The organism is Actinophytocola algeriensis (genome assembly GCF_014203735.1).
Lineage (GTDB): Bacteria > Actinomycetota > Actinomycetes > Mycobacteriales > Pseudonocardiaceae > Actinophytocola > Actinophytocola algeriensis.
In genome coordinates, this window is sequence record NZ_JACHJQ010000003.1 from 55,454 (window position 1) to 79,671 (window position 24,218).

Below are 24,218 nucleotides of genomic sequence, written 5' to 3' on the forward strand. Positions count from 1 at the left end.
TCATGGCATTGGGGGGCTACCGGTCGCGGAGGGCGGTCTCCACCCCTGCCACCTTGTCCGCGAGCAGGCCGAGTGCGCCCACCGCGCGGACCATCGGGTCGTCTTCCGCGCCGCCGAGGGCCTTGTCGCGCAGGAACGCGGCTTTCACGTCCGACCAGCGCCGGGCCTGCTCGGGGGTCAGCCTGCCGCGCAGCTCGGCCAGCTTCAGCAGGTTGGCCTCCGCGCCCGAGGTGAGGGTCTGCGCCTCGCCGAGGTAGTGGTCGTCGATCAGTGTCTCGAGTTCCGCGTCGTTCATCACCGGGACGATGCGTTCCGCGAGCTTGTTCATGTTGCGGTACGAGCCCTGCAGCTGGAACGGCGGCTCGACCCGTGACGACTCCGCCTGTGCCGCGGACGCGATGTAGGCCTGGTTGTTCGCGAGCACGACCTCCTGCACCCGCGACACCTTCCGCAGCACGGACGTGATCTGGTCCAGCTCCACCGCGGAGTACGGGTGCGACAACTGGTCGGACCGCACCTCCTCGCCGCGGGCCAGCCGGACCAGCAGCTCGATGTCCCCACGCTCCCGTGTGGACAGCGGGGCCAGCACCTGGTTGGACGTCAGCGAGTTCTCGATGTAGCTGAGCGCGAACAGGTCCTCGCGACCGGACAGCACGTCACCGAGGTTCCACACGTCGGCGCGGTTCGCCAGCATGTCGGGAATCCGGAACCGCTTGCCCTGCTCGGTGTACGGGTTGCCCGCCATGCAGACCGCGAACCGCTTGCCGCGCAGGTCGTAGGTCCTGGTCCGGCCGTCCCACACGCCTTCCATCCGCCGCTGCGCGTCGCACAGGGAGATGAACTTCTGCAGCAGCTCCGGGTTGGTGTGCTGGATGTCGTCCAGGTACAGCAACGCGTTGTTGCCCAGCTCCAGCGCGAAGGAGATCTTCTCGACCTCCTGCCGCGCGGTGGCGTTGGGTGCGTCCTCCGGGTCGAGCGACGTCACGTCGTGGCCGAGCGACGGGCCGTTGACCTTCACGAACACCAGGCCCAGCCGGTTCGCGACGTACTCCATGAGCGTCGTCTTGCCGTAACCCGGCGGGGAGATGAGCAGCAGCAGGCCCATCTGGTCGGTGCGCTTCGCGTCGCCGGACGCGCCGAGCTGCTTCGCGAGGTTGTCGCCGATCAGCGGCAGGTACACCTCGTCGAGCAGCCGGTTGCGCACGAACGCGCTCATGACCTTCGGCTTGAACTCGTCCAGCCGCAGCCGCACGCGTTCCCGGTCGAGCAGTTCGTTGCGCTTCTTCTGGTACGCGCGGAACGCGGGCACCCGCTCCAGCCGGAACTTCCGCGTCCTCGCGAGGGCCTCGTCCAGCCGCAGCGTCAACGTGCGGCCGGTCACGCGCGGGTGCGCGCCGAGCAGGCCCTCGACCGGGGCCGAGACCGCCGCCGACGAGTCGTGCCTCGGCAGGTCGCACAGCAGCAGCGCCACCGCCTCCGGCAGCTCCTCGACCGGCAGTTCGTCCGATGTGGACACGAACGCGGTCAGCCAGGCGGTCGCGAGCTGGTGGCGGGCCACCACGTCCTCGCCGAGCGCGCGCAGGTCGTCGTCGAACTCGCGGCGGCCGCCCAGCTCGCGGCGGAACCGCTCCACGATCGTCCTGGCCCCCGCACTGGTCACGAACCCGGTCGGGGTCGCGCCCAGCTCCTCGAACAGGTACTCCGCGGCGAGCGAGGTGTCGCCGTCGGCCAGCGGGAACTCGGCCACGGCCGCCGCCAGCTCCTCGCACAGGGCCGCGATGGCCGCGACCGGGCCGAACGCCGCACGTGCGCGCGCCAGCGACGCGGCACGGGTCGTCCAGGCCTTCTTCGTGTCGTCGACGACGCCGAACGCCCAGAACAACTGGGCCAGCGCGCGTGCCGCCGGCGGGTACCGGAGCAGCCCGGCACCGGCCCGCAGGCGCAGCAGCACCTCGAGGATCGCGGCCGCGTCGTGGTCGTGCACGCCGCGTTCGTAGCCCTCGTCGTACCGGGACTCGGCCGCCGTCCGCACCAGCGCGAGGAGATCGGCGTCCTCCGGCACCCCGGCGTCGAGCACGGTCGTCGCGAGGTACTCGGCGCGGTAGACGTCCGCCGACTCCGACACCAGCAGCTGGTCCCAGAACGGCTTCGTCTCGAGGAACGCGGCGTCGCGGACCGGCGTGCGGAAGTCGGTGCCGGTGACGGCCAGCGACATGCCGCCGTCCCTCGGCACCAGCGTCAGGTCGATGGCCTGCGTGTTCACCGCGAACCGGTGGCGGCCGAGCCGGATGATCTCGCCGCCCGGGCCACCGTCCGTGTCGAACAGGTCGGCGCGGTCCCGCAGCGACCGGCCAGCCTCCTGACGGGCCGCCTTCAGCTTGCCCGCCAGCTCCTCGGCCCGCACCGAGTCGTCGAGCGAGCGCAGTTCCCCGGCGACCGAGCGGACCTTCGCGACCATCGGGTCGGACGCGAAGTAGGTGTTGACCTCGTCCAGTGTGGACAGCGTGGCGACGCGGCGGTTGATGCTGGTCAGCACGCGTTCCGCCGAGTCCACCAGGCGGTCCGCGCGACGGGACTGCTCGTCGACGAGCGCCTGCTTGCGGGACGAGAACGCCTCGTAGACGTCGGTGCGCTTGGCGGTCAGCTCACCGAGGAAGTCGTCGAACTCGCTGAACCGCGACTCGAGGTTCTCCAGCTGCAGCAGCAGCCGCCCGAGCTGTTCGTCGCAGCGCTGCGGGGTGTCGGCGACCGCGAGCGCACCCGTGATCGACTGCCCGAGCAGCGCGAACTCGGCGGCGAACGCGGCCCGGCCTTCCGTCGCCAGGAGCTCCCGGCGCCTGCCGTCCACAGTGGCGCGGGCGCGGTTGACGCCACCCAGCACCTCGCCGATCCGCTCCAGGATCTGCGTGCGCACGGTCGCGTCCGCGATGTCGAGCGACCCGACGACCTCGGTGACGATCTCCAGCCCCGCCGACTGCTCGGACAGCCGCTCGACCACCGGACCGGCCTCGGCCACGGTCGTGATCGCGGCCGCGTCGGCGACCAGCGCCTCGACCTTCTCGTGGTAGCCGGTGAACGCGTCCTCGCCGCGCAGGAACTCGACGGCCCGCTTCGCCGCACTGTCCAGTTCGGACTCCAGCAGCGTGGCCAGCTCGTCGATCCGCGCGGTGTCCACGTACCGCAGCTCGCGCAGCGTCACGAGCCTGCCCTGCGCGCGGCGCAGCGACGCGAGCTGCCCCACCCACTCGTCGGCGGACTTCGGCGCCTCGCCCCGGACCCGGCGCACCAGCGACGCGATCTCGTCGCCGGCCTTGGTCAGCTCCGCCGCGGCGGTGTCGGTCAGCGACTGGACGTTCTCGAACTCGGCCAGCACCTGCTCGGCCGTGGCCCGCACGTCGGTGATCGCACCGCGCAGGTCGCCAAGCTCCTGGTCACCGAGCCAGTGGTAGCTGTCGAACGCCCGCGCGCACGCCGCGATCAGGCCCTCGAACACCGCGGTCGACGGCGCCATCTCGCCGATCATCCTGGTCACCGAGAGGCAGTCGGAGATGCCGCGCACGAGGTCGGCGTTGCCGACCCGCTCCAGCGGCCCGGTGCCGACGGGCTGCCCGGCGGCGTAGGAGTCCGACACGTACGGCGTCTGCCACACCTGCATCGGGTGCACCCGCGTCGGTTCCTCCGACGTGGCGCGGAACGCGACCAGCGTGCCGTCCTCGAACAGCGAGTAGCCGTGGCACGGCAGCGGGTTCGCGACCTCCTTGCGGATCACGTTGTACGGCAGCAGGAGCGTGCGGCCCTCGCGGCGGGCGTGGAAGACGTACAGCACGTCCTCGCCGTTGGGCGACCGGATGACCCTCTCGAACTCCAGGTCGTCGGTCTTGGTGTTCTCGAACGTGCGGGACACACCGGTGGCCAGGTAGTAGCCGCCGGGGAAGATGATGCCCTGGTCCTCGGGCAGCCGCTGGCACGCCTGACCGATCCCGTCGAGCCGCACGACCGACTTGGTGCGCGTGTTGAACACCAGGTGGCGGACGGTCTTCTCGTTGTAGGGCAGCACCCGCAGCAGGATCAGCGGGCCGATCCGCGCGTACCGGATGTCGGCGTCCGCGAGGCTCTGCAGTGGCTCGTCGACCGGCTCTACGTAGATGCCCTCGCCGGCCTCGGTGTTGTTCTCGACCTTGATGGTCAGGTTGCCGTTGACCGTCTCGATGAACACGTCGTTCTCGATCGAGACGTGCGGGTGGCGGCCGAGGACGTGGTCGTCGCGGGTGGTCTCGATCCACTCGAAGTCGTGCGAGGCGGGGAACACGTGGTCCCGCTCGCCCGCGTTGTCCACGTACGACAATGAACCGTCCGCGCCGACTGCCCACCGCAGCACCTTGATGTCCTCGGTGCGCGGCCCGGTCTGGAACACCGCGAGCAGCTTGCCCTCCACCGGCCGCAGCTGCAGCAGCCGCGTCTCCCGGTAGTACCGGTACAGCTCGGTGAAGTCGCGGCGGAACCGCTCGTCACCCAGCAGCTCCGGCCGTTCACCCGGCGCGTCCTCGAACCGGAACGCCTCACCCTCGCGGGTGAAGCGGTGCAGCGAGAACACGTCATCGATGGTGGTCTCGGGCTTGAGCCCGATAAACACGTTGTAGCCGAACAACATCAGCCCGCTCGCGTCACCATCCCCGTCCGGGATGGACACGATGTCGCGTGGCACGCAGTTGTTCTCGGTGCGGATCCGTTCGGAGCCGACGAGCCGCAGCTCAGTGCTGCCGAACACCTCGAGGCGCCGGTCGTTGAGGGCCTCGGCCCGCCGGGCGAGCTCACCTGCCTGCTCGGCGAGCCGCTGCCGCAGCACCTCGTAGGTGCGGGCGTCGAGTCCGTCATGAGCGGTACCGCCCGCCCCGGCCTCCTCGGCCGGGGCGGACACAGTCGACGTCACGGCTGCGGTGCGATCTCAGGCACCCGCTCGACCGGCGCCGGTGTCACGACAGGGACGCCGGACAGCATCTCCTGGATGCGTGACGCGTTCGGGCCGCCCTCGTTCATCATCTTCATCAGCGCGGCCGAGATCGACAGGTTCTTGACGTCGTCACTGCCGAACGAGGAGAGGATCTCCTTGATGTCGTCGGCGAAGTTCGCGTCGCCGCTCAGCCACGGACCGGCCAGCTTGCTCGCCACGTCCGAGCCGTTCATGAACCCGTCGACGCTCTTGCCGAGCGTGATCGAGCCCATGAGCCTGTCGAGGAACATGCTTTCGCCGCCGATGATGTCGATGTCGGCCTTCTCCAGCCCGGTCGCGAGGACCTTGGCCTGCGACTCGGCGACCTCGCGCTGCGCCTGGATGCCCGCCAGCCGCACCTCCTTCTCCGACTCGATGCGCAGGCGGAACTCCTCGTGCCCGCGGGACGCGTCGTCGAGCGCGGCCATCGCGGCGGCCTTCTCGGTGAGGCCCTCGGCCTCGCCCTTCAGCTTCTCGCGCATCGAGTCCGCGTCAGCCAGCGCCTTCTCCCGGATCACGATCGCCTCGGCGCGGCCCTCCTTCTCGATGACGTCCGCGTTGCGCTCGCGCACCTGCACGTCGGCGAGACCCGCCGCGGCGGCCTCGGCCTGGATGCCTTCCGCGAGGCGGATCTTGGCGCGGGCGTCGAGGTCGGCGGCCTGCTGCCGGGCCTCGGCGAGCGTGAGCTCCTCGCGGGCCTTGTGCTTGGCCGCGGCCTCCGCGGCCTCGGCCGCCTTGATGTCCTTGACCAGGTGCTCCTGCGCCTCGGCCTCAGCCGCGATGATCGTGGCCTGCCGCGTCCGCTCGGCCTCCTCGACCGTGCGCAGGCGCTTGATGTTCTCCTCCTGCTCGGCGACGGTCTTGTCGACGGCGATCCGCTCGCGCACCACCTCGGCGACCGAGCGGCGCTCGACCTCGACCTCCTTCTCCTTGGCCGCGTTGGCGAGCGCGATCTCCCGCTCGCGCGCCACGACCTCGAGCTGGCGGTCCTTCTCGATGCGCTCGGTCTCGATGGCGATGACCCGCTCGCGGTTCTTCTCGGCGACCGCGACCTCACGGGCCCGGTTCTGGTCCTGGATGCCGAGCTGCTCGTCGGTGCGCAGGTTCGCCTGCTGGGCCTTGAGTCGCTCCTCGGCCTGGACCTTCTGGGTCTCGGCCTCCTCGCGCGCCTTCATGGTCTCGATCTCGCGGCGCTGGCGGTTCTCCGCGTCGGCCTGGCGGCGCTCCAGCTCGAGGATCGCCTCGCGGGCGTCCACGTTCTGCTTGGTGATCTCCTTCTCCTCGGTGCGCGTGAACTCGTTGGTCCGCACGTGCTCGATCGCCGTCAGCTCGGTGATCTTGCGGATGCCCTGCGCGTCGAGGATGTTGTTCGAGTCCAACTGGGACATCGGCGTCTGCTCGAGGTAGTCGATCGCCGCGTCCTCGAGGCTGTAGCCGTTGAGGTCGGTGCCGATGACCGCGAGGATGCGGTCCCGGAACTCGTTGCGCTTGGTGTAGAGGTCGACGAAGTCGAGGTGCTTGCCGACGGTCTTGAGCGCCTCGGAGAACTTGGCGTTGAACAGCTCCTGCAGCGTGCCCTGGTCGCTGGCGCGCTGGGTGCCGATCGCCTGCGCCACCTTGATCACGTCCTCGCTGGTCTTGTTGACCCGCACGAAGAACGTGATCCGGATGTCGGCGCGGATGTTGTCCTGGCAGATGAGGCCTTCCTGGCCCGTGCGCGTGATCTCGATCGTCTTCACGGAGATGTCCATGGTCTCCGCCTTGTGCAGCACGGGGAGGACCACGGCGCCGGTGAACGTGACGTGCACGTTGCGGACCTTGGAGACGATCAGCGCCTTGCCCTGTTCCACCTTGTGGAACAGGCGGCTGATCGCGATCAGCACGATCAGCAGAACGACGAGGGCCACACCGCCCGCGATGAGAATGGTCTCCACTCAGATTTCCTTTCAGGCGGGGGCGACCCAGAAGAACTCGCCGTCCATGTCGTAATCGAAGATCAGTGCGCGGTTGCCGTACGCCAGCTGGTGCTCGCCCGACTGTCGCACCTGGACGATCGCGGTCGACCCGTCCAGTGCGCTGACCTCGGCCTGCCCGAACTCGCCGGTGACGCGGCCGGTGCGGATGACGCACTCGCGGCCGACGAAGTCGCTGCGGGACGCCTCACCACCGGGTGCGTACAGCTTGCGCAGCGGCACGGCGACGAGCCGGGCGGCGAACAGGCCCGCGAGGACCGCGACCACCAGCACGCCGATGCCCAGCAGGATCGAGACCAACGAACCGAGGTCCAGCGCGGCCGTGACGACCCCGCCCGCGAGGGTGACGAACCAGGAGACGACCACCAGCACGGAGGCGGTCACGGTGACCGGCACGCCACCGAGCCCGAGACCGTCGCCCACGTCCAGGTCGCCGATCTCGATGTCGAGGGTGCCGAGGAGAACGAGCAGCCAGTAGATCAGTACGGCCGCGAGCAGGAAGCTGAAAACGGCGGCGGGAAAGGACAACGCGGCATCGACGAAGTCGTCCATGTGCCAGTGCCTCCCCACCCGGACGGTCTCCCACCGAACCGTCGGCAGGACTATAACCAGGTGAGGAGGCGAGTGTGGACCGGAATGGCCGAAGTTGCGTGCTTAGTTCGCGTTCGTGTGCTGTCGGGAACGGGCCAGTAGCGTTACGCCACCACCCGCGAAGATCACCTGCAGCGCGAGCTCGGTCCAGTCGATGCCCGCCGTCTCCGCCACCCCGATGAGCGACGCGACCCCGGTACCGGCCACGGCGGCGACGATGCCGACCAGAATGGTGACGACCATCGACAGCTGGTGCCTGCCCGGCACCACCGCCCGCCCGAGCCCCCCGATGACGGCGCCGAAGATGATGGCCGAGATGAGTCCCGTGATTTCCACAGCGTTCCCCTTTCTCCCTGCCACCAGCATCGCCACCCGGGCGCGTGCCGGGATCGGGTGAATTCCCTGAGCTTTCTCAGGGTGCTCGCGTGCGGGGAGGTTCGTCGTCGACGTGGCAACAGGGAGGCTCGACGAGGTGGCCCCGAGTACGCGACGATCGGCCCCATGCTGAACCGGTTCGAGACCGCCACCCGCCTGCCCGCCCAGGACCTGGACCGCGCACGGCGGTTCTACTCCGAGAAGCTCGGCCTCGACCCGGTGGAGGAACGCCAGGGTGGCCTGCTGTACCGCTGCGGCGATTCGAAGTTCGCCCTGTTCGCGTCCTCGGGCCGCGCGACGGGCGACCACACCCAGATGGCGTGGACGGTCGACGACATCGAGGCCGTGGTCGCCGCCCTGCGCGACCGGGGCGTGGAGTTCGAGCGCGTGGAGATCCCCGGCCTGCCGACGGTCAACGGCATCACCGAGGTGCCGGGCAACTACCCGTCCGCCGGGACCGGCGAGCGGGCGGTGTGGTTCCGCGACAGCGAGGGCAACCTGCTGGGCATCGGCCAGCCGACCCGCGACTGACCCGGCCTAGAACGACTCGCGGTTGTACGTCGCCAGCTTCTCCGCCAGCACCTTGTCGTCGCGGTCGGCGGCCGGGACCAGCACCTCGGCGACCACGTCGGTCAGCTCCGCCATGCGCTGGTTGAGCTGCCGGGCCTCCTGGACCTCGCGCTCCAGCACGGCGACCCGTTCGTGCAGCCGGCGGATCTCGTCGTCCACCCCGACGATGCGGGCCACCCGGCGTCCCTGCTTCGCCACCACGGCGCGCAGTCGCGACTTCACCGCTTCCATGTTGCCACCAGCCTGCATACGTGCGGATCCTCATCCTTGTAGACGGCGTACCCGTAGCCCTCTTCGCGGTGCTCGATGGCGCCGCCCCAGGACTCGATCTCCTCGACCACCTGGTCGCCGGGCAGGTACTTGCGGAAATGCTCCCCGTACACCTTCTCGGCGGACGCGTTCTCGTCGGTGCGGAACTCCAGGTAGAACCGGCCGCCGCGGCGCAGGCACATGCTCGCGATGCGCCACAGCGCGTGCCTGCCCGCGTCCTCCAGCGCGTGCACCAGGAACCTGGCGTACAGCGTCGGTGACGAGGGACGGTGTGCCAGCTCGCCGCCCGCCGCGAGGACCTGCCGCAGGTCGTAGAGGTTGAACGTCTGGAAGCGGGCCGGGAGCCCGTCGGCGACCGCGGCCTTCCCGGCGCGTTCGGTCGCGGCCGGGATGTAGTCGAAGCCCAGCACGTCGCGGCCCTGCCTGGCGAACCACAGCGAGTCGCGGCCGGTGCCGGAGCCGATGTCCACGATCGCCTGCTCGGCGGCCTCCCGCTCGTGCACCCACTCCGCGAACGGCGACGGCTGCTCGGACACGGTCGACCCCGCGCGGCCGAAGTAGAACGGCCACCAGTGGTTGCGGTTGAGCGTGTTGCCGCGCGTCCAGCCGTCGAGCCGCCGCCGCACCCAGTGCGGGGTCTCGAACTTGAACGACGGGTCCGGGATCCGCCAGTGCGGGCCGTAGGTGATCGCCAGCAGCGCCTCGGGATCGGCGGGCGCCGGCACCCGGCGGCCCTCCAGCTCGACCTCGCCCAGCGGCAGGATCACGCCGCGGTCGAAGTCCTCCGCGTGCACCTCGGGCATCAGGTAGAACGTGCCGTCCACGACGAAGCCGGCGAACACGTCGATCGCGCGGCCGCCTTCCGGGTCGGGGACGATCACCTTGAAGTCGCCTGCCGAGAACCGCCACGTCCAGTACCCGGCGCGGATCATCACGCGCTCCAGCGCGAACGACTCGCGCGCCACGTCGACCGGGCTGGTGTGCTTCGAGAGGTACGCGACGTCGGCGTCCGAGTCGTGCGGGATGAAGTGCCCGTCGCGGACCGCGCCCAGCAGCGCGCCGAACGCCAGGAACGCGTCCACGCCGCCCTCGTCGCGCAGGCGCGCCAGCACGTCCTCGATGGCGTCGAGCAGCGCCTCACGGGTCGCCTCGCCGCGCTCGGAGAAGCCGCACTGCATGTCGCCGGCCTTGTCGACGATCAGCGGTCTGCCGCGCCCGTCGACGATGCTCACCCGCTGGTCCGCGCCGTCGAACACGACGTCGCCGGAGAACAGGACCTTCTCGCCGAACCGCTCCCGGACGGTCACCGCACCCGTGCCGCGCAGAAAGGGGCGCAGGTTCACCGGCCAGCGTGCGAGCCGGTGCCCGTTTTCGAGCCGGGTGTCCCGTTCGGCGTTGAACGACCACGTCCACTGGTCGTCGAACAGCACGTCGACGACCGACTTCTGGTCGGCGGCGACACGGACCCCGTCCTGGTCGACCGCCGTGACGTCCTGGCGACTGTGTGTTCCGCTCATGATTCGGAAAACTCTAACAGCGCGTGAACAAAAGGTGGAATCCCGCTTTCACGTCACGGACCGTATGCGGTACACGAGGACCGATCCGGCCACTCCCACCAGCGCGGACAGCACGTACAGGACCGGGTACCCGCCGAGGTAGGTGACAATGGGTGCCGCCAGTACCGGTGCGAAGACCTGCGGCAGCGAGTTCGCGATGTTGATGACACCGAGGTCCTTGCCCCGGTCGGTCGCGGCGGGCAGCACCTCGGTCATGAGGGCGAAGTCGACCGACAGGTACACGCCGAAACCCAGCCCGAGGACGGCCGCCGCGGTGATCGCGCCCGGCCAGGTCGGCCAGAACGCGAGCACCAGCGACGCCGCCGCCATCACGTTGCCCGCCCAGCACACGAACACCCGCCGCCTGCCGACCCGGTCGGACCAGACGCCGCCGATGACCACAGTGGACAGCAGGGTGGCCGCGTAGATGGCGGTGAGGATGAAGACGCCGCTGTCGGGGTCGTCGTAGCCGACCTCGTCCTGCAGGAAGTACAGCAGGTACACGATCGCGACGGAGTTGCCGAGGTTCAGCAGGAAGCGGGTGAACCAGGCCCAGCCGAAGTCGGGGAACCGCACGGGGTTGATCCAGAAGTCCCGCACCCGCAGCCGTGGCCGGTCGACCGGTTCGAGCACGGTGTCCTTGCGCAGCAACAGGTACGGCACGGTCGTGACCACCAGGAACGCCGCGCACACGAGGTAGCCCGCGGCGACCCCGCCGACCGCGGCCGCGAGCCCGGACCCGACGACGATGCCGAGCGTCTGCCCCACGCCGAGCCAGCCGCCGACCATGCCGCGCTGCCGGTGCGGCACCTGGTCGGGCACGGCGGCGAAGAGCGCGGCCTGCATGGCGTTGAGCGTGAACTGCGCCGCGCACCAGCCGAGTGCCATGATCACGATGTTCGGTGCCCCGGCGAGGATCCCGAGGCTCACCACCCCGCCGAGCGCGCCGATCGCGGTCCACGGCAGCCGCCTGCCCGCGCGCCACGTGGTGCGGTCGGAGATCGCGCCGAACAACGGGTTGGCGATGACGGAGCACGCCGCGCCGAGGCCGGAGACGACGCCGAGCGCGATCTCCTTGTGGTCGGGCGCCAGCTCCTGCGCCTGGAGCCCGAGCAGGACCTGGATGGGTCCGTAGAAGGCGGTGAAGAGGCCGAGGCTCGCGAGGGAGAGGAAGGCGGTCCACCGCCGTGCGACGGGAGCCGTCGGCTCCGTCACGACTGGGCCTTGATCAGGTCTCGATACCAATGGAAGGAGTCCTTCTTCGTGCGGGCGAGGGTGTCGAAGTCGACGTGCACGAGCCCGAACCGCTGCGAGTACCCCGCCGCCCACTCGAAGTTGTCCACAATGGACCAGACGAAGTACCCTCGGACGTCGATCCCGTCGGCGATCGACCGGTGCAGTGCGCGCAGATGGCCGTCGAGGAACTCGATGCGGCGCTCGTCGTGCACCTCGTCGTGGTAGGCGCAGCCGTTCTCGGTGATGTACACGGGCGGGAGGCGGTCGCCGTAGCGGTCGGCGAGCATGGTGAGGGTCTGGCACAGCCCGTCCGGCACGACGGGCCACCCGAAGTCGGTGACCGGGTAGCCGTCGATCACGGGGAAGTCGAACGGCAGGCCGTCCGGCATCGCGGCCCCGTCGATCACGGCCGGCGTGGTGGCGGCGCCGGGCGCGGCCACCCTGCTCGGCAGGTAGTAGTTGACGCCGTACCAGTCGAGCGGCGTGGAGATGATCTCCAGGTCCTCGGCGACGGGCCCCGGCATGGCGGCGGCGAGCTCGTCGGTCGGGTACCGCCCGGTGAGCACCGGGGCGGCGAACATGTCGTTCACGAGGCCGTCGTAGAGGTCGGCCGCGCCGCGGTCGGCCGGGCTGCCGGACGCGGGCCAGACGGGCACGTGGTGGTTGGCGATGCCGATGTTGCCCGCGCCGCCGGCCCGCAGCACCCGCGTGGCCAGCCCGTGCGCGAGGAGCTGGTGGTGCGCGACGGGCAGTGCCTCGAACATCAGCTCACGCCCTGGCGCGTGCGCACCGACGGCGTACCCGAAGAGCGTGACGACCATGGGTTCGTTGAGCGGCATCCACATCCGCACGCGATCCCCGAGCCGCGCGACCACCGTCTCGGCGTAGTCCGCGAACCGGAAGGCGGTGTCCCGGTTGAGCCAGCCGCCCGCGTCCTCGACCGGCTGCGGGGTGTCCCAGTGGTAGAGGGTGACCGAGGGCGCGATGCCCTTGGCGCACAACTCGTCGACGAGCCGGTCGTAGAAGTCGAGACCCTCCTGGTTGACCTCGCCGCTACCGGTGGGCAGGACCCGCGGCCACGAGATCGAGAACCGGTACGCCCCCACGCCGAGCTCCGCCATGAGCGCGACGTCTTCGGGGTAGCGGTGGTAGTGATCGGTGGCGATCTGCCCGGTGTCGGCGTTCAGCACCTTGCCCGGCGTGGCGGCAAACGTGTCCCAAGTGGACTTCCCGCGGCGGTCGGCGCCCCCTTCGACCTGGTGGGCCGAACTGGAGACGCCCCAGAGAAACCCGTCCGGAAACCGCGGCAGCGTCATGGCGAGGAAGCTTGGTGGCCGATGCCGTGCCGGGTCAACCCCCAAGATCGCCATCGCGCGAACGGAGGCGGTTGGGTCAGCGCCTGGTCGGCCACTCCGACGCGAGAATCGCCCACAGCTCCACGTCGTGCCGTACCCCGTGCAACGGAAACGCCTCCCGCAGCACACCTTCCCGCGTCATCCCGAGCCGCCGCGCCACCGCACTGCTCCGCGCGTTCCCGGTGGCGCACCGCCACTCCACCCGGTGTATCCCCCGCTCCCGGAAGGCCCACTCGATCATCACCCGCGACGCGCGCGTGACCAGCCCGCGCCCGACGGCCTCCGGCGCGAGCCACACCCCCAGCTCGCACATCCCCCTCGACTGCTCCCACACCCGGAACAGCACCCCGCCCATGAGCTTCCCGCCGACCCAGATGCCGAGGATCCGCCCCTCACCCCGGGCCTGCGCATCCGCGTAACGCTGCAACAGCTGCGCGGCACCCTCGTCGGACGCCGCGCTCGTGCCCCACGGCAGCCACTCCATCAGGTGTTCCCGCGCCGCGGCCACGTGCGCGGCGAACTCCGGCGCCTGCCACGGCTCCAGGGCCCGCAGCTCGGCGTCATCGGTCAGGGGCAGGGACAGCATGGGCACAACCTCCGTACCAAACGTTTGTTATGTACCCTACCCCCATGCCTGCCAGGGGTGACCACGACACACGACGAGCCGACGTCGCGGAAGCCGTCTGGCGGGTACTGGCGAACCACGGCTTCGACGGGCTCACCCTCCGGGCGGTCGCCACCGAGATGGGCGCGTCGACAGGGCTGCTCACGCACTACTTCGCCACCAAACGCGATCTCGTCCGCTACGCACACGAGATCGCCGCCGAGCGCACCGACGCCCGCCCCCTGCGGCAGGCCGACGAACCCGGCCTCGCCGCACTGCGCGTGGCACTGGTCAACGTGCTGCCCCTGACCCCGGAAGCCGCCGCGATGAGCCGGGTCTGGGTGAGTTTCTGGGACGCGGCCCTTGGCGACGACATCCTCAGCGAGGCCCAGCGCACCCGCTACGAGAACTGGCGCGGCCGTCTGCAGGCCTGTGTCGAGGCCGCACAGGCCAGGCGCGAGCTGACACGGGAAACGCCCGCGGCGGACGTGGCCGTCGAAGCGGCCGCGTTCGCACACGGGCTGGTCGTGCAGGCCCTGTTCGACCCGGTCCGCCTTCCCGCGGACCGGCAACTGGGGCTGCTGGAGAACTTCTTGTCAGGTCTCACAAATCGGCGATGACGGCGTCCTCGACGTCAGCCCAGGTGAGGGTGTGCCGCACCCATTCCGGCGGCGCACCCTCCTGCCGGCCGAAGAGGTACCGGCACGGGACGCTGTCGACCAGCGCGCGGTGCACGTCGATCCGGTCGTCGATCATGTGCGTGATCCGCAGCCGCGCGCAGTGCCCCGCCTTGTCGGCGCGCTTGCGGCAGAAGCGGACGTTGCCGCGCGGCACGCCGGTGCGACCGTAGAAGTCGTGGTGGTCGAGCCACGCGAGCGTGCGCTCCTGGATGCGCGGCCCGCACTTCGAGATCACCCACACGCGGCCGCCGAACGCGTCGACGAGCCGCGGCAGCACGTCGAACGCGCCGGCCGTGGCCGGGGACGCGAGCGCCTCGTCGAAGCTGCCGTCGAGGAACACGGTGTCCTGCAAGCCGTCGGCAGCGGCGGCGCCGTGGATGACCCTCCCGAAGTCGACGCCGAGCCGGGGTTGGCTGTTCTTGTTCACACCCCGAGGATCCCGGACTCAGCGCTTGAGGAGAACTATCGATCAGCACTCGATCTATAGTCTGACGTTATGGTGCCGACCGACGCGCTCGTGGCGTTCGCCGTGTTCGCCGACCACCTCAACTTCACGCGTGCCGCGGCGGAGCTGCACATCTCGCAGCCCGCCCTGCACGTGAAGGTGAGCAAGCTGGCCACGACCGTCGGGCGTCCGCTGTACCGGCGCGCCGGCCGCGCGCTGACGCTCACTCCGGAGGGCGATGCGGTCGCGCGGTTCGCCCGTGACCTGGACAAACGCATGTCCGCGTTCCTGGACGAGGTCCGAGGGACCGAGCGCGTGCGCCCGATGGCACTGGCCGCGGGCGAGGGCGCGTACCTGTACCTGCTCGGCGGCGCGATCCGCGCGTTCCGCCCGCTCAAGCTGATCAACTGCGACAGCACCCGCATGCTCGCCGCGGTCCGCACGGGCCGCGCAGACCTGGGTGTGGGCGTGCTGGAGGCGGTCCCGGACGATGTGACGGCCGTGCTGCTGGCGTCGTACCCGCAGACGCTGGTGCTGCCCGCGGCGCACCCGCTGGCCGAGCACGCGGAGCTGACCGTGCGCGACCTCGACGGCCTGTCGCTGGTGCTGCCGCCCGCGAGCCGCCCGCACCGCAAGACCGTGGAACGCGCGCTGCGGTCCTCGGAGGTGGACTGGACGCTAGCCATCGAGGCCGAGGGCTGGCCGCTGACACTGCACTTCGTCACCCTCGGCGTCGGACTGTCCATTGTGAACGGTTGCGTCCGCCCGCCTGCCGGGTTCACGAGCCGCCCGATCACCGATCTGCCACGGGTCCCGTACTACGCGGTCCACCTGCCCGCCCGCACGGACGACGCGCGGCTGGCGGAGCTGGTGACCGCGGTCCGCGAGTCCGTCAGCGCGGGCTGATTATGGTCGGGGTATGACCACGGAACGACTGCGCCGCCCCGGGCGGACGCGCACGCTGAGCCTCGGTGACACGACCCTCACGTTCGTGCCGGACGGCGTGGTGCAGCTCCCCGGTCTCGGCTGGCTGCCGAAGACCACGGACGAGACGTGGGCCGCCCACCCCGAGTACCTCGACGAGGGCGGCTACCTCACCGCGACCATCGGCGCGCTCCTGGTCTCCCGCGACGGCCGCCACCTGCTGATCGACGCGGGGGTCGGCAAGATCGACCTGCCTGCGGAGGTGAGCAGCAAGATCGGTGCCCTGGAAGGCGGTGCGCTGCTGGACAGCCTGGCCGGGCTGGGCCACCGGCCGTCCGACATCGAGGCCGTCGCGCTCACCCACGTGCACATCGACCACACCGGCTGGCTGACCGCGTTCACCGAGTCCACGGTCCTCGTCACCGAACCGGAGTGGGCACACCGCGTCCACTCCGGCGACACCGACCACGCGACCCTGGACGCCATCGCCCCTCGGGTCCGCACGGTGACCGACGGCGAGGAGGTCTTCCCCGGCGTGCGGGCGCTCCTGTCGCCGGGTCACACCGCGGGCCACGCCACGTACGCCATCACCGCGGGCGACCAGCGCGTACTCGCCTTCGGTGACGCCATGCACTCACCGGTGCAGGTGCTCGACCCGGACTGGGGTGCCGTGTCCGACCACGACAGCGCACAGGCGGCGGCCTACCGGCACCGGCTCGTCGAGGAACTCAGCACCCCGGACACGATCGGCTTCGGCGTCCACTTCGCCGACGTGCAGTTCGGCCGGGTCGTCGACGGAACGTGGCAGCCGATCGACTGAGAGGTTAACTGCTTAACCTTCGTTGCCGAGAATATTGCACTCGTCGAGCGCACTCCTGATGTCTACTACCTGCGTTTATCGCGGTAGCGCCTGAACGATGTGTCCGCCAGCGCGCCAATTCGCTCGTTCGCGCACTGCGATGCGCACTTGCTCGCCGGGTGCCGTCTCCCTACGGTCGCCCTCGTCATGACCGACGAGAACAGATCCCGGGGGAGCCACATGCAGCCGAACGACGACACCACGAACCCGCTGATGTCCGCGGCGGACATCAGGGACAGGACGGACGTGTCCCCCGCAGCCGTGTCCCGGTGGACGCGGCACCCCACCTTCCCGGAGCCGGCCACGACCAGCGGCGCCGTCCTGTACTGGTGGGACGAGGTGCGGTCGTGGCTCGCGACTCGCAGGATCCCGCGCACGGCGCGGCGACCGGGGGAAACATCGGAGACGACCTTCGCCGACCGGGCCGACCGCCTCCTCGGGACACGCACGCGAGAACAGCGGCCGACGGTACCCCGCACCGCGCCGCGGGCTGGTTCCGTCGACGTCGAGGGCCTGCTGGCCGCGCAGCTGCCGGGCCGGTTGTCCGCGACCGAGTTCCTCGACCTGGTCGCCTGCCTGATCCTGCTGCAGGAGCGTGCCCCTGCGCGATGGCGGTCCGTGCGGGACTACCAGCCGGTGGACCGCGGCGCGGCCGAGGGCAGGCGGCTGCTGGCGCGGATCGCACGGGAGACCGACACCACCCTGCGGGGCCTCGGCTACCGGCCGGGCATGTCGGCCACCGTCGGGAACATCGTGCCGGAGAACTACGACGACGTGAGCCAGGTCGTGCGGCGTGCGGACGGCCTCGGACCCGACGCGTTCCCGCTCCTGCTCGAGCGGTACGAACACGCAGCACCGGCGCGCACGATGCTGCACACGCCCGCCGCGGTGGCGCGGCTGATGGTCGACCTCGTCGCCGACCAGGTGGCCACGGCACCCGAGGTCGTGTACGACCCCTTCTGCCGCAGTGGCGAACTGCTCGCCGCGGCGGGCGCCCTCGGTGGGCACGGCACCGTCTTCCGGGGGACGGGCCCCAACGAGAACGCGTTGCGCCTCGCCGGCATCGTCATCGCCGCCAACGGCAGGAACGCCCGGCTGCATACGGCGTCGGCATCGCCACGGGACCGGCGAGCCCACGTGCGCGGCACCGCCGACGTGGTCCTCACGAACCCGCCTTTCAACATGACGAGCCAGGGAGTACGCGACGACGAGGACTGGCCGCTGGGCCCGCCGCCGAAGGGCAGGGACAACTTCGCCTGGCTGCAGTTCTGCTTCGAGGCGTTGCGGGAAGGCGGTCGCGCGGCGGTCGTGCTGCCGAACAGCGCGGGCGACTCCGAAAGCCCGGCGGAACGCGAGATCCGGCACCACCTGGTCGCCAGGGGTCACCTCGACTGCGTGCTGGCGCTGCCACCCGAACTGTTCGCGACGACGCGGGTACCCGTGACTGTCTGGTTCCTCCGCGCCGACGCGAGAAGCGGGGACGAGAACGGCGTCGTGTTCATCGACGCGAGCGGCATGGGCAGCCGAAACGCCCGAGGGCGGCGCACCATGACCGACGACGACCTGTGGTTGATCAGGGCCGCGTACGAGCACCGGCGTGGCGGCACCAGCGGCACCGCACCAGACGGTCTAAGCGCGTGGCTGCCCGCGAAGGCCATACACGACAACGACGACGCGCTGCTGCCGCGGCGCTACGTGGCGCGGCAGCAGAGCGACCGCGTCGACCTCCGGAGCGCGTTCACCGAACTGGAGACACGAGCCGACATCACGCGGCACGCCGACCACCAGGTCGCCGACACACAGCGGACGTACCTCGAGGCGCGGCCGGACCGGACGTCGTGGCAGACCCGGCGACTCCGCGACCTGTGTGGGATCCAGGCGGGTCCGTCGTCCACACATCTGCCGGCCGCGGCACTCGAACCGACGGGACCACTACCGGTGATCCACCCGAAACACCTGCGAGATCGCCGAGTCCGCACGCCAGGGAAAGGGGTTTCCGAGGAGCTGGCCCGGCGACTGCAGAAGTTCGCGGTGCGGGCAGGGGATGTCCTGTGCGTGCGGACAGGCACGATCGGCCCGACGGCCGTGGTGACCGAGCAGGAGGACGGGTGGCTGATCGCCCCGAACCTGCTCCGGCTGCGCCCCATCGACGCGCATCTGCGTCCCGACTACCTGGTGGCGTACCTGTCGCTGCCCCATGTGCAGCGCTGGCTGCACGAACGCGCTGGTAGCGCGGCGATCCCGTCGATCAGCAGCGCGGCGCTGGGTGATCTTCCGGTGGCGGTTCCACCAGTGGAGGAGCAGTGGCGCATCGGGTCCGCACTGGCCACTTTCGACGCGCAGCTCGCTGCCCACCGCGACCTCATCGAGGCCGCCACCACCGCCCGCACCGCACTCGGCGAACACCTGATGGCCCCGGACAACGGAAGGACCTCCCGATGAACACCTCGTCCGCCGCGTCGGCGGTCAGCCAGGTCGTGGCGTGGCTGCTGGTCGTCACCCTGTTGGCCATCGTCGCGGGCATGGCAGCCGCCTTGGTGAAGGTCAAGGAGGGGGCCTCGACCGGCTCCGTCGTCCGGTCTGCGGGAGTGGCCTTCGTGGGCACCATGACCATGTTCCTGGCGTTGATCCAGGTGGTGGCCATCCTCCTCTGATCATCCGGCGAGCCCGGCGAGGTGCCGGTCGAGCATGACCAGCGCCTCGCCGGACTCGAGGTTGCGCCGGAAGCATCCTTGGCCTGACACCAGGACTCGACAACGGCGCGCCCACCTCGTCATGTCTTGATGTCCGGGATGAGGTGGGCGGTGTAGCCGGCGGCCACAAGGCGGTCGTACGCGGCCTGCACCTCCTCCGGCATCGTCTGAGGGATCGCGTAGCCGCGTTCCGCGTGGAGCCGGATGCGCTGGGTGTCGCCGACCATGACGTTGATCATCCGGGGGACGTCGCCGATGCCCGCCGCGTAGGTGTCCAGATCGACCTGTTGGGACGTGCACACCACGTCGACCTCGGGCCACAGCTTGCGGCAGGTCGCGAACGCGCGACGCTCCTGGTACGGCCGCGAGACGAGCATGACCGACTTCGGCGTGATGCCCTCGGCCGCCAGCAGGTCACGCGTCAACGCCAGGTTCTGACCGGTGTTCCTGGCCTTCGGCTCCACCCGGATCGCCTCGTCGGGCACGCCCTCCGCGAGCGCACGTTCCCGGTAGTGCACAGCCTCACCCCGCGGAAACCGATCGACGGTCGTCGCCACGTTGGCACCGGTGAACACGATCAACGAGAAGAGACTCCGCTTGTACAACTCGGCGACCCGCACAGCGACACCGATGTCATGACTACCGAGCCCGACACCGACCTCCGCGTGCCGCAACTCATGCCCCAGCCGGTGATAGACCCACAAGGTCTCGACGTCATCGTGAACCGCCGCAGGAATCACGTCCGGCACGATGCCCTCCCTGACCAGCCTCACGGACCGCGGGCCCACGGCGACCAGCACCAACCACCACGCGCCAGCACCATGCACAACCGGACACGCACAACCGACTACGCACAAGGGACGACGCTGGGTCGGGACCGCCCGCACCGTGGGGCCTGCGGGGGTCGCCCCCGCAGAATAATGACGACCGACCCAGCGAGCTTGCGACAGCAAGCGAGCAGGGTCGGCCAGAGGTCGTGGGCCGCCTGGGGCTCGAACCCAGAACCTACGGTTTGATGATCAGCTTCGCCGGTCTCCTGCTGTCGCCTGCCGACGCCTCGCGCCACCTGCGATATTAACAATCGGGAACGGGCAATGTGGAGCGTCCACCGCGGTCATCTGTGGTTGTTTTCTGGGAGTAGACCAGGGGAACGATCTTGCACCTGTCCCTGGGGTGACCACCCACAAGGAGGGGGCTTCCTGCCATCCCGTCGACCTGGCGAAGCCCGATCGCACCGTGTCAAGGGGCCACCTCGTCACCAACCGCACCCTACCTCGGAAGCGGCCCCTTGACACGGTGCGATAGCCCTTGTGGAGGTCGACGGGATGGCAGGACGTCCCCCGACGAACCGCAGCGGGGCTATTTTCTCGACCATCCTGGAGACCTGCCCGCCCGGCGAGGGCATTTCAAGTTCACTGCGCCAAAGGCCGAGACACGAGTGCTCCGGGCCTCGCCAACGGGACCAGGATTCCGTCGACGCGATCAACCTTGACTGTCACCTCCGCCGCGGGGTAATCAGCTTCCGGGTCATGTGCCGGAATATTCGACATCGCGCGGAGTAGCGACGCCCGTGAGTGAATCAATTGGGCCAGGTCAATCTGGAACGGAAAGGGCTCCTGCGGGTCGAATATGAAACGCCCCGGGTTCCGATTGAGCACGTCAAGCGATATCGGCGTGTGATGCCGCACTTGGGAGCGACCCAACCTATGTGCATATATCGCAAATACTGGATCCAGGTGGATGTGCCAGTAGTGCACCAAGCCAGCTTCAAGGAAGAGTCGTGGGTACTGGTAGATATCCTTGTGGATTGAGTTCCATGACGGGGATACCACCTCGCCAACCAGGAGTACCTCGTCTAGCCGCAGAGGGCGTTTTGCGGTAGCGGCCTCCTCGCGGACGATGGCAAAGTCTGGCGAGCGACAATCGCCAGACGGCATTTTCAAATCAAAATCCGTCGCCGTTGCCCAACCTGACGGAATTTGACTGTCAAGCACATTCGCCATGTTGCGCGCAACGAGATTGTGCAGTGGTGAAGGTTTAGCCATGCTCCCCTGTCCCTATAACGACGAGATAACGCAGCGTACCCTACTCGACGCTCATCACGACGCTCCCCCGGCCCCATGCTCGACGGACGACGGCCGGACGTGACAGGCCACTCCACGCCGCGGCCTGCCCCCGTGGCGCTGGTTTGGCCCGCCTCCGGCCGACCGGCGCGCGCTGGGACCGGCGCCAGCCGCACGCCCAGCGCGCAATGCCGCGTCGGCCATGAGCACAGCGGGCCAGCGGGCGCCGACAGGCGCCCGCCTTGAACAAGTAGAGAAAGTCTGAACACAGCAGCGATCCGGCGCGAGTCCACGCAGGACTACGCGGCTGTGCGGACTGTCGGGCCATGTCCGAGTTGGATGGTCGCGTCTCGCTGGAAGCACGCGCCGGAGCCGGAGGGATGAGGGACGACTCGCACGAGTTCGAACCCACGGTCGGCGTAGTACTTCCACAACCCCGGATTCGAGCGCCACGCATCCAGCCTGATCCACTTACGGCCCGCTTCAACGGCACGACGTGCGGACCAATCGATGAGAGCGGAGCCGAGTTCGACGCCCTTCGCGGCCGGTTCGGTGATCATGCGGTGCAGATAGAACGCATCCGCAGGGCGGTCTTCCGGAGGCCACATCTCGGGATCGGCGTCCTGATCCAGGGTGATCGTCCCGACAATCGCACCAAACGAATCACTTGCGAGCCAACAGGTTCCGGCAGCAATGGCCGCATGGATGTTGTGCAGTTTCACCGGGTACTGCCACTGATCCAACCCGGCGCGTGCGAGAGCAGCAGCAGCCCTCACCCACATGTCGGCCACGACGTCCGCGGACGCTGCGGTTGCCCGTCTGACGGTCACTGTGCTCATCTGCGCTCGGTGGGCGTAGGTCAGGCTGCTTCGGGGATGAGGTGGGCGGTGTAGCCAGCGGCGACGAGACGTTCGTACGCGGCCTGCACCTCGTCCGGCATGTCCTGCGGGATGGCGTAGCCGTGTTCCGCGTGGAGCCGGATGCGCTGGGTGTCGCCGACCATGACGTTGATCATCCGGGGGATGTCGCCGATACCTGCCGCGTAGGTGTCGAGGTCGACCTGTTGCGACGTGCACACCACCTCAACCTCGGGCCACAGCTTGCGGCAGGTCGCGAACGCGCGGCGCTCCTGGTACGGGCGCGAGATGAGCATGACCGACTTCGGTGTGATGCCCTCGGCGGCCAGCAGGTCGCGCGTCAACGTCATGTTCTCGCCGGTGTTCCGGGCCTTCGGCTCGACTCGGATCGCCTCGTCGGGTACGCCTTCTTCTAGCGCACGTTCCCGGTAGTGCACAGCCTCGCCGCGCGGGAAGCGGTCGATGGTCGTCGGCGCGTTGGCACCACTGAACACCATCAGAGAGAAGAGGCTCCGCTTGTACAACTCGGCAGTCCGTACCGCGACACCAATGTCATGACTGCCGAGACCGATGCCGACCTTCGTATGCCGCAACTCATGGCCCAGCCGGTGATACATCCACAAGGTCTCCACGTCGTCGCGGATCAGTGCGGGGATGACGTCGATCACGGTTCCTCCTCTAACACGGAGGGTAACCGTCTGGCAAGGCTGAGACACGCAGATGTCCGGGTCCGGAACTTTAAGTGGTCTACGTGGCTAGTAACCTCGGTGCTGTACAGAACGGGCCGTGGAGAGGAGGTGGTGCAGGTGGATCGAGCGACATCACGCGGCGGCATGGGCTATCGCGCGATTGCGGACGCCCTTCGGGCTGAGATCGATACGGGGGACTTGGCTCCTGGCAGCAAGGTACCCAGCGAGAACGAGCTGATGAGCACTTACGGCGTGGAGCAGCCCACCGCTCGCCGCGCTCTCGAAGTGCTCAAGAACGAAGGCTTGATCGTGGCTCGCCGTGGAGCGGGCACGTTCGTTCGCGAGTTCCGCTTGTACCGTCGTCGCTCTCCCGCGCGCTTGGCTGAGTCAGGCTGGAACGCAGGCCGCTCGATCTGGCAGACCGACGACGCCAAACGGCCGACCAGCATCGATCACATAGAGATCGCCACGGTCGACGCACCTGACCACGTTGCGAGCGTTCTCGGCTTGCAGGACGGCGAAAAGGCAGTCGTACGTCGACGCAGGTACCTGGTCGATGACGTGCCGATCCAGTTCGCGACTTCGTACTACCCAGAGCCCATCGTGCGCGGCACACAGGTTGCCGAGAAGAACACCGGCGACGGTGGCGTGTACGCACGTCTAGCCGAACTCGGATGCAAGCCGGTCGACTTCCGTGAAGAGCTTCGGTCCAGGATGCCGCGTGAGGCAGAGGCGAAGCTGCTCGATCTCGCGCAAGGAACGCCAGTGATCCTGGTTGTCCGTACTGCTTACACGGCAGGCGGGCAAGCCGTCGAGGTCAATGAGATGGTGCTGGACTCCAGCTCCTACATACTTGAATACGGCTTCTCCTCCAGTTGACTAGGGAAGGGACCACGACACCTTTCCGAGCGCACGCAGATTCGCGTTTGCAACCTCTGTACAGAACTATCTTGCTTCGCGACCGTCCCACTGCTTCACTGGATGTAGTGAGTTCTGTACAGAAGGAGGTTGTGATGCTGCGGAACATCCCGGTGGAGCTGTCCGGCCACAAGGTGCTGGTGACGGAGGCTCCGACGGTGAAGACCCGTGAGGGCAAGGACGGTCAGCCGGAGGTCGTGACTGACCGGGACGGTGCGACTCAGTTCGTGGTGGTCCTGTTCGTGAAGCCGCGGCCGAACGCGTCCGGCTACGCGGGTAAGGGTGCGGAGATCAAGTGCACGCTGGAGACGGATCCGGGCGACGAGGTGACTGACGGTGACCTCGTCGAGCTGGTGAACCCGCGGGTGTCGCACTGGGAGAACGAGCTGGACGGCCGGATGATGTCCGGCCTTGCGTGGCGCGCGACCGCAATCAAGCCGGTCGCCTGAAACTTCCCGTCGAATAGCTAATTCGAGCGAATTCCTTTAAGCCGTTTTTCTGGGCTGTCTGTTCTTTGTCAATTTCACAGTGGGCCGATCTATGCCTTCTTCCGGCGCTGCAAGACGTGTC

At 69.0% G+C, this 24,218-nt stretch carries 22 protein-coding genes; 8 read left to right on the forward strand and 14 right to left on the reverse strand.

Translation table 11 applies throughout. The annotated features are described in order from the left end of the window. Positions 1 to 16 precede the first annotated feature (16 nt). The 4 genes from FHR82_RS12530 to FHR82_RS12545 form a co-directional block, all read right to left on the reverse strand. Positions 17 to 4,930 (reverse strand): DNA repair ATPase, encoded by a 4,914-nt coding sequence (locus FHR82_RS12530; RefSeq protein WP_311771038.1) that lies wholly within the window; start codon positions 4,928 to 4,930, stop codon positions 17 to 19. After that, positions 4,927 to 6,924 (reverse strand): SPFH domain-containing protein, encoded by a 1,998-nt coding sequence (locus FHR82_RS12535; RefSeq protein WP_184810563.1) that lies wholly within the window; start codon positions 6,922 to 6,924, stop codon positions 4,927 to 4,929. Before FHR82_RS12535 ends, FHR82_RS12530 begins: the two co-directional genes overlap by 4 nt. Before the next feature lie 12 nt (positions 6,925 to 6,936). Continuing rightward, positions 6,937 to 7,515 carry a hypothetical protein gene (locus FHR82_RS12540; RefSeq protein ID WP_184810564.1) on the reverse strand — a complete coding sequence of 193 codons (579 nt, stop codon included), beginning with the start codon at positions 7,513 to 7,515 and terminating at the stop codon, positions 6,937 to 6,939. Between the two features lie 102 nt (positions 7,516 to 7,617). Continuing rightward, on the reverse strand, positions 7,618 to 7,890 hold the full coding sequence (locus FHR82_RS12545) for a GlsB/YeaQ/YmgE family stress response membrane protein (protein WP_184810565.1): 273 nt from the start codon (positions 7,888 to 7,890) through the stop codon (positions 7,618 to 7,620). Between the two features lie 165 nt (positions 7,891 to 8,055). Here FHR82_RS12545 and FHR82_RS12550 point away from each other — a divergent pair, with 165 nt between their 5' ends. Then, on the forward strand, positions 8,056 to 8,460 hold the full coding sequence (locus FHR82_RS12550; RefSeq protein WP_184810566.1) for a VOC family protein: 405 nt from the start codon (positions 8,056 to 8,058) through the stop codon (positions 8,458 to 8,460). A gap of 6 nt (positions 8,461 to 8,466) precedes the next feature. Here FHR82_RS12550 and FHR82_RS12555 read toward each other — a convergent pair whose 3' ends face one another. From FHR82_RS12555 to FHR82_RS12575, 5 genes are all read right to left on the reverse strand, one after another. Continuing rightward, on the reverse strand, positions 8,467 to 8,721 hold the full coding sequence (locus tag FHR82_RS12555; RefSeq protein ID WP_221463768.1) for a DUF6752 domain-containing protein: 255 nt from the start codon (positions 8,719 to 8,721) through the stop codon (positions 8,467 to 8,469). After that, positions 8,718 to 10,286 (reverse strand): class I SAM-dependent methyltransferase, encoded by a 1,569-nt coding sequence (locus tag FHR82_RS12560; protein WP_184810567.1) that lies wholly within the window; start codon positions 10,284 to 10,286, stop codon positions 8,718 to 8,720. Before FHR82_RS12560 ends, FHR82_RS12555 begins: the two co-directional genes overlap by 4 nt. Positions 10,287 to 10,334: 48 nt before the next feature. Beyond that, the gene (locus tag FHR82_RS12565; RefSeq protein ID WP_311771039.1) at positions 10,335 to 11,540 is read right to left on the reverse strand and encodes an MFS transporter; all 1,206 of its coding nucleotides are present in this window, start codon (positions 11,538 to 11,540) and stop codon (positions 10,335 to 10,337) included. Continuing rightward, positions 11,537 to 12,877: a GH1 family beta-glucosidase gene (locus tag FHR82_RS12570; protein WP_184810569.1), complete on the reverse strand. Its 1,341-nt coding sequence runs from the start codon at positions 12,875 to 12,877 to the stop codon at positions 11,537 to 11,539. The genes FHR82_RS12565 and FHR82_RS12570 overlap by 4 nt, the downstream gene beginning before the upstream one ends. A gap of 76 nt (positions 12,878 to 12,953) precedes the next feature. Beyond that, positions 12,954 to 13,502 (reverse strand): GNAT family N-acetyltransferase, encoded by a 549-nt coding sequence (locus FHR82_RS12575; protein WP_184810570.1) that lies wholly within the window; start codon positions 13,500 to 13,502, stop codon positions 12,954 to 12,956. A gap of 44 nt (positions 13,503 to 13,546) precedes the next feature. On the opposite strand from FHR82_RS12575, the gene FHR82_RS12580 reads away from it, so the two are divergent. Next, positions 13,547 to 14,140 (forward strand): TetR/AcrR family transcriptional regulator, encoded by a 594-nt coding sequence (locus tag FHR82_RS12580; protein ID WP_184810571.1) that lies wholly within the window; start codon positions 13,547 to 13,549, stop codon positions 14,138 to 14,140. Here the strand turns inward: FHR82_RS12580 and FHR82_RS12585 are convergent. Beyond that, the gene (locus FHR82_RS12585; protein ID WP_184810572.1) at positions 14,124 to 14,627 is read right to left on the reverse strand and encodes a hypothetical protein; all 504 of its coding nucleotides are present in this window, start codon (positions 14,625 to 14,627) and stop codon (positions 14,124 to 14,126) included. The two genes, FHR82_RS12580 and FHR82_RS12585, sit on opposite strands and share 17 nt — an antisense overlap. 69 nt (positions 14,628 to 14,696) lie before the next feature. On the opposite strand from FHR82_RS12585, the gene FHR82_RS12590 reads away from it, so the two are divergent. The 4 genes from FHR82_RS12590 to FHR82_RS12605 all read left to right on the forward strand — a co-directional run bounded on the left by FHR82_RS12590 (position 14,697) and on the right by FHR82_RS12605 (position 19,082). Continuing rightward, positions 14,697 to 15,551: a LysR family transcriptional regulator gene (locus FHR82_RS12590; protein ID WP_184810573.1), complete on the forward strand. Its 855-nt coding sequence runs from the start codon at positions 14,697 to 14,699 to the stop codon at positions 15,549 to 15,551. Between the two features lie 13 nt (positions 15,552 to 15,564). Continuing rightward, positions 15,565 to 16,389 (forward strand): MBL fold metallo-hydrolase, encoded by an 825-nt coding sequence (locus tag FHR82_RS12595; RefSeq protein ID WP_184810574.1) that lies wholly within the window; start codon positions 15,565 to 15,567, stop codon positions 16,387 to 16,389. 219 nt (positions 16,390 to 16,608) lie between these two features. Beyond that, positions 16,609 to 18,870, forward strand: coding sequence for an N-6 DNA methylase (locus FHR82_RS12600; protein ID WP_184810575.1), 2,262 nt, complete (start codon positions 16,609 to 16,611; stop codon positions 18,868 to 18,870). Continuing rightward, on the forward strand, positions 18,867 to 19,082 hold the full coding sequence (locus tag FHR82_RS12605; protein WP_184810576.1) for a hypothetical protein: 216 nt from the start codon (positions 18,867 to 18,869) through the stop codon (positions 19,080 to 19,082). The genes FHR82_RS12600 and FHR82_RS12605 overlap by 4 nt, the downstream gene beginning before the upstream one ends. A gap of 119 nt (positions 19,083 to 19,201) precedes the next feature. Here the strand turns inward: FHR82_RS12605 and FHR82_RS12610 are convergent, their stop codons facing one another. From FHR82_RS12610 to FHR82_RS12625, 4 genes are all read right to left on the reverse strand, one after another. Then, positions 19,202 to 19,873, reverse strand: coding sequence for a YdcF family protein (locus FHR82_RS12610; RefSeq protein ID WP_376706419.1), 672 nt, complete (start codon positions 19,871 to 19,873; stop codon positions 19,202 to 19,204). A 660-nt stretch (positions 19,874 to 20,533) separates the two neighbouring features. Next, positions 20,534 to 21,166 carry a Uma2 family endonuclease gene (locus FHR82_RS12615; RefSeq protein ID WP_184810577.1) on the reverse strand — a complete coding sequence of 211 codons (633 nt, stop codon included), beginning with the start codon at positions 21,164 to 21,166 and terminating at the stop codon, positions 20,534 to 20,536. A gap of 317 nt (positions 21,167 to 21,483) precedes the next feature. Continuing rightward, a complete protein-coding gene (locus tag FHR82_RS12620) occupies positions 21,484 to 22,023 on the reverse strand; it encodes a GNAT family N-acetyltransferase (RefSeq protein WP_184810578.1) in 540 nt (179 codons plus the stop codon). Positions 22,024 to 22,043: 20 nt separating this feature from the next. Next, positions 22,044 to 22,658 carry a YdcF family protein gene (locus tag FHR82_RS12625; protein WP_184811480.1) on the reverse strand — a complete coding sequence of 205 codons (615 nt, stop codon included), beginning with the start codon at positions 22,656 to 22,658 and terminating at the stop codon, positions 22,044 to 22,046. A gap of 180 nt (positions 22,659 to 22,838) precedes the next feature. Between FHR82_RS12625 and FHR82_RS12630 the strand changes: the two genes are divergently transcribed. Both FHR82_RS12630 and FHR82_RS12635 read left to right on the forward strand, forming a co-directional pair. Then, positions 22,839 to 23,609: a GntR family transcriptional regulator gene (locus tag FHR82_RS12630; RefSeq protein ID WP_311771042.1), complete on the forward strand. Its 771-nt coding sequence runs from the start codon at positions 22,839 to 22,841 to the stop codon at positions 23,607 to 23,609. Between the two features lie 134 nt (positions 23,610 to 23,743). Beyond that, positions 23,744 to 24,097 carry a hypothetical protein gene (locus tag FHR82_RS12635; protein ID WP_184810579.1) on the forward strand — a complete coding sequence of 118 codons (354 nt, stop codon included), beginning with the start codon at positions 23,744 to 23,746 and terminating at the stop codon, positions 24,095 to 24,097. The last annotated feature ends 121 nt before the right edge of the window (positions 24,098 to 24,218 follow it).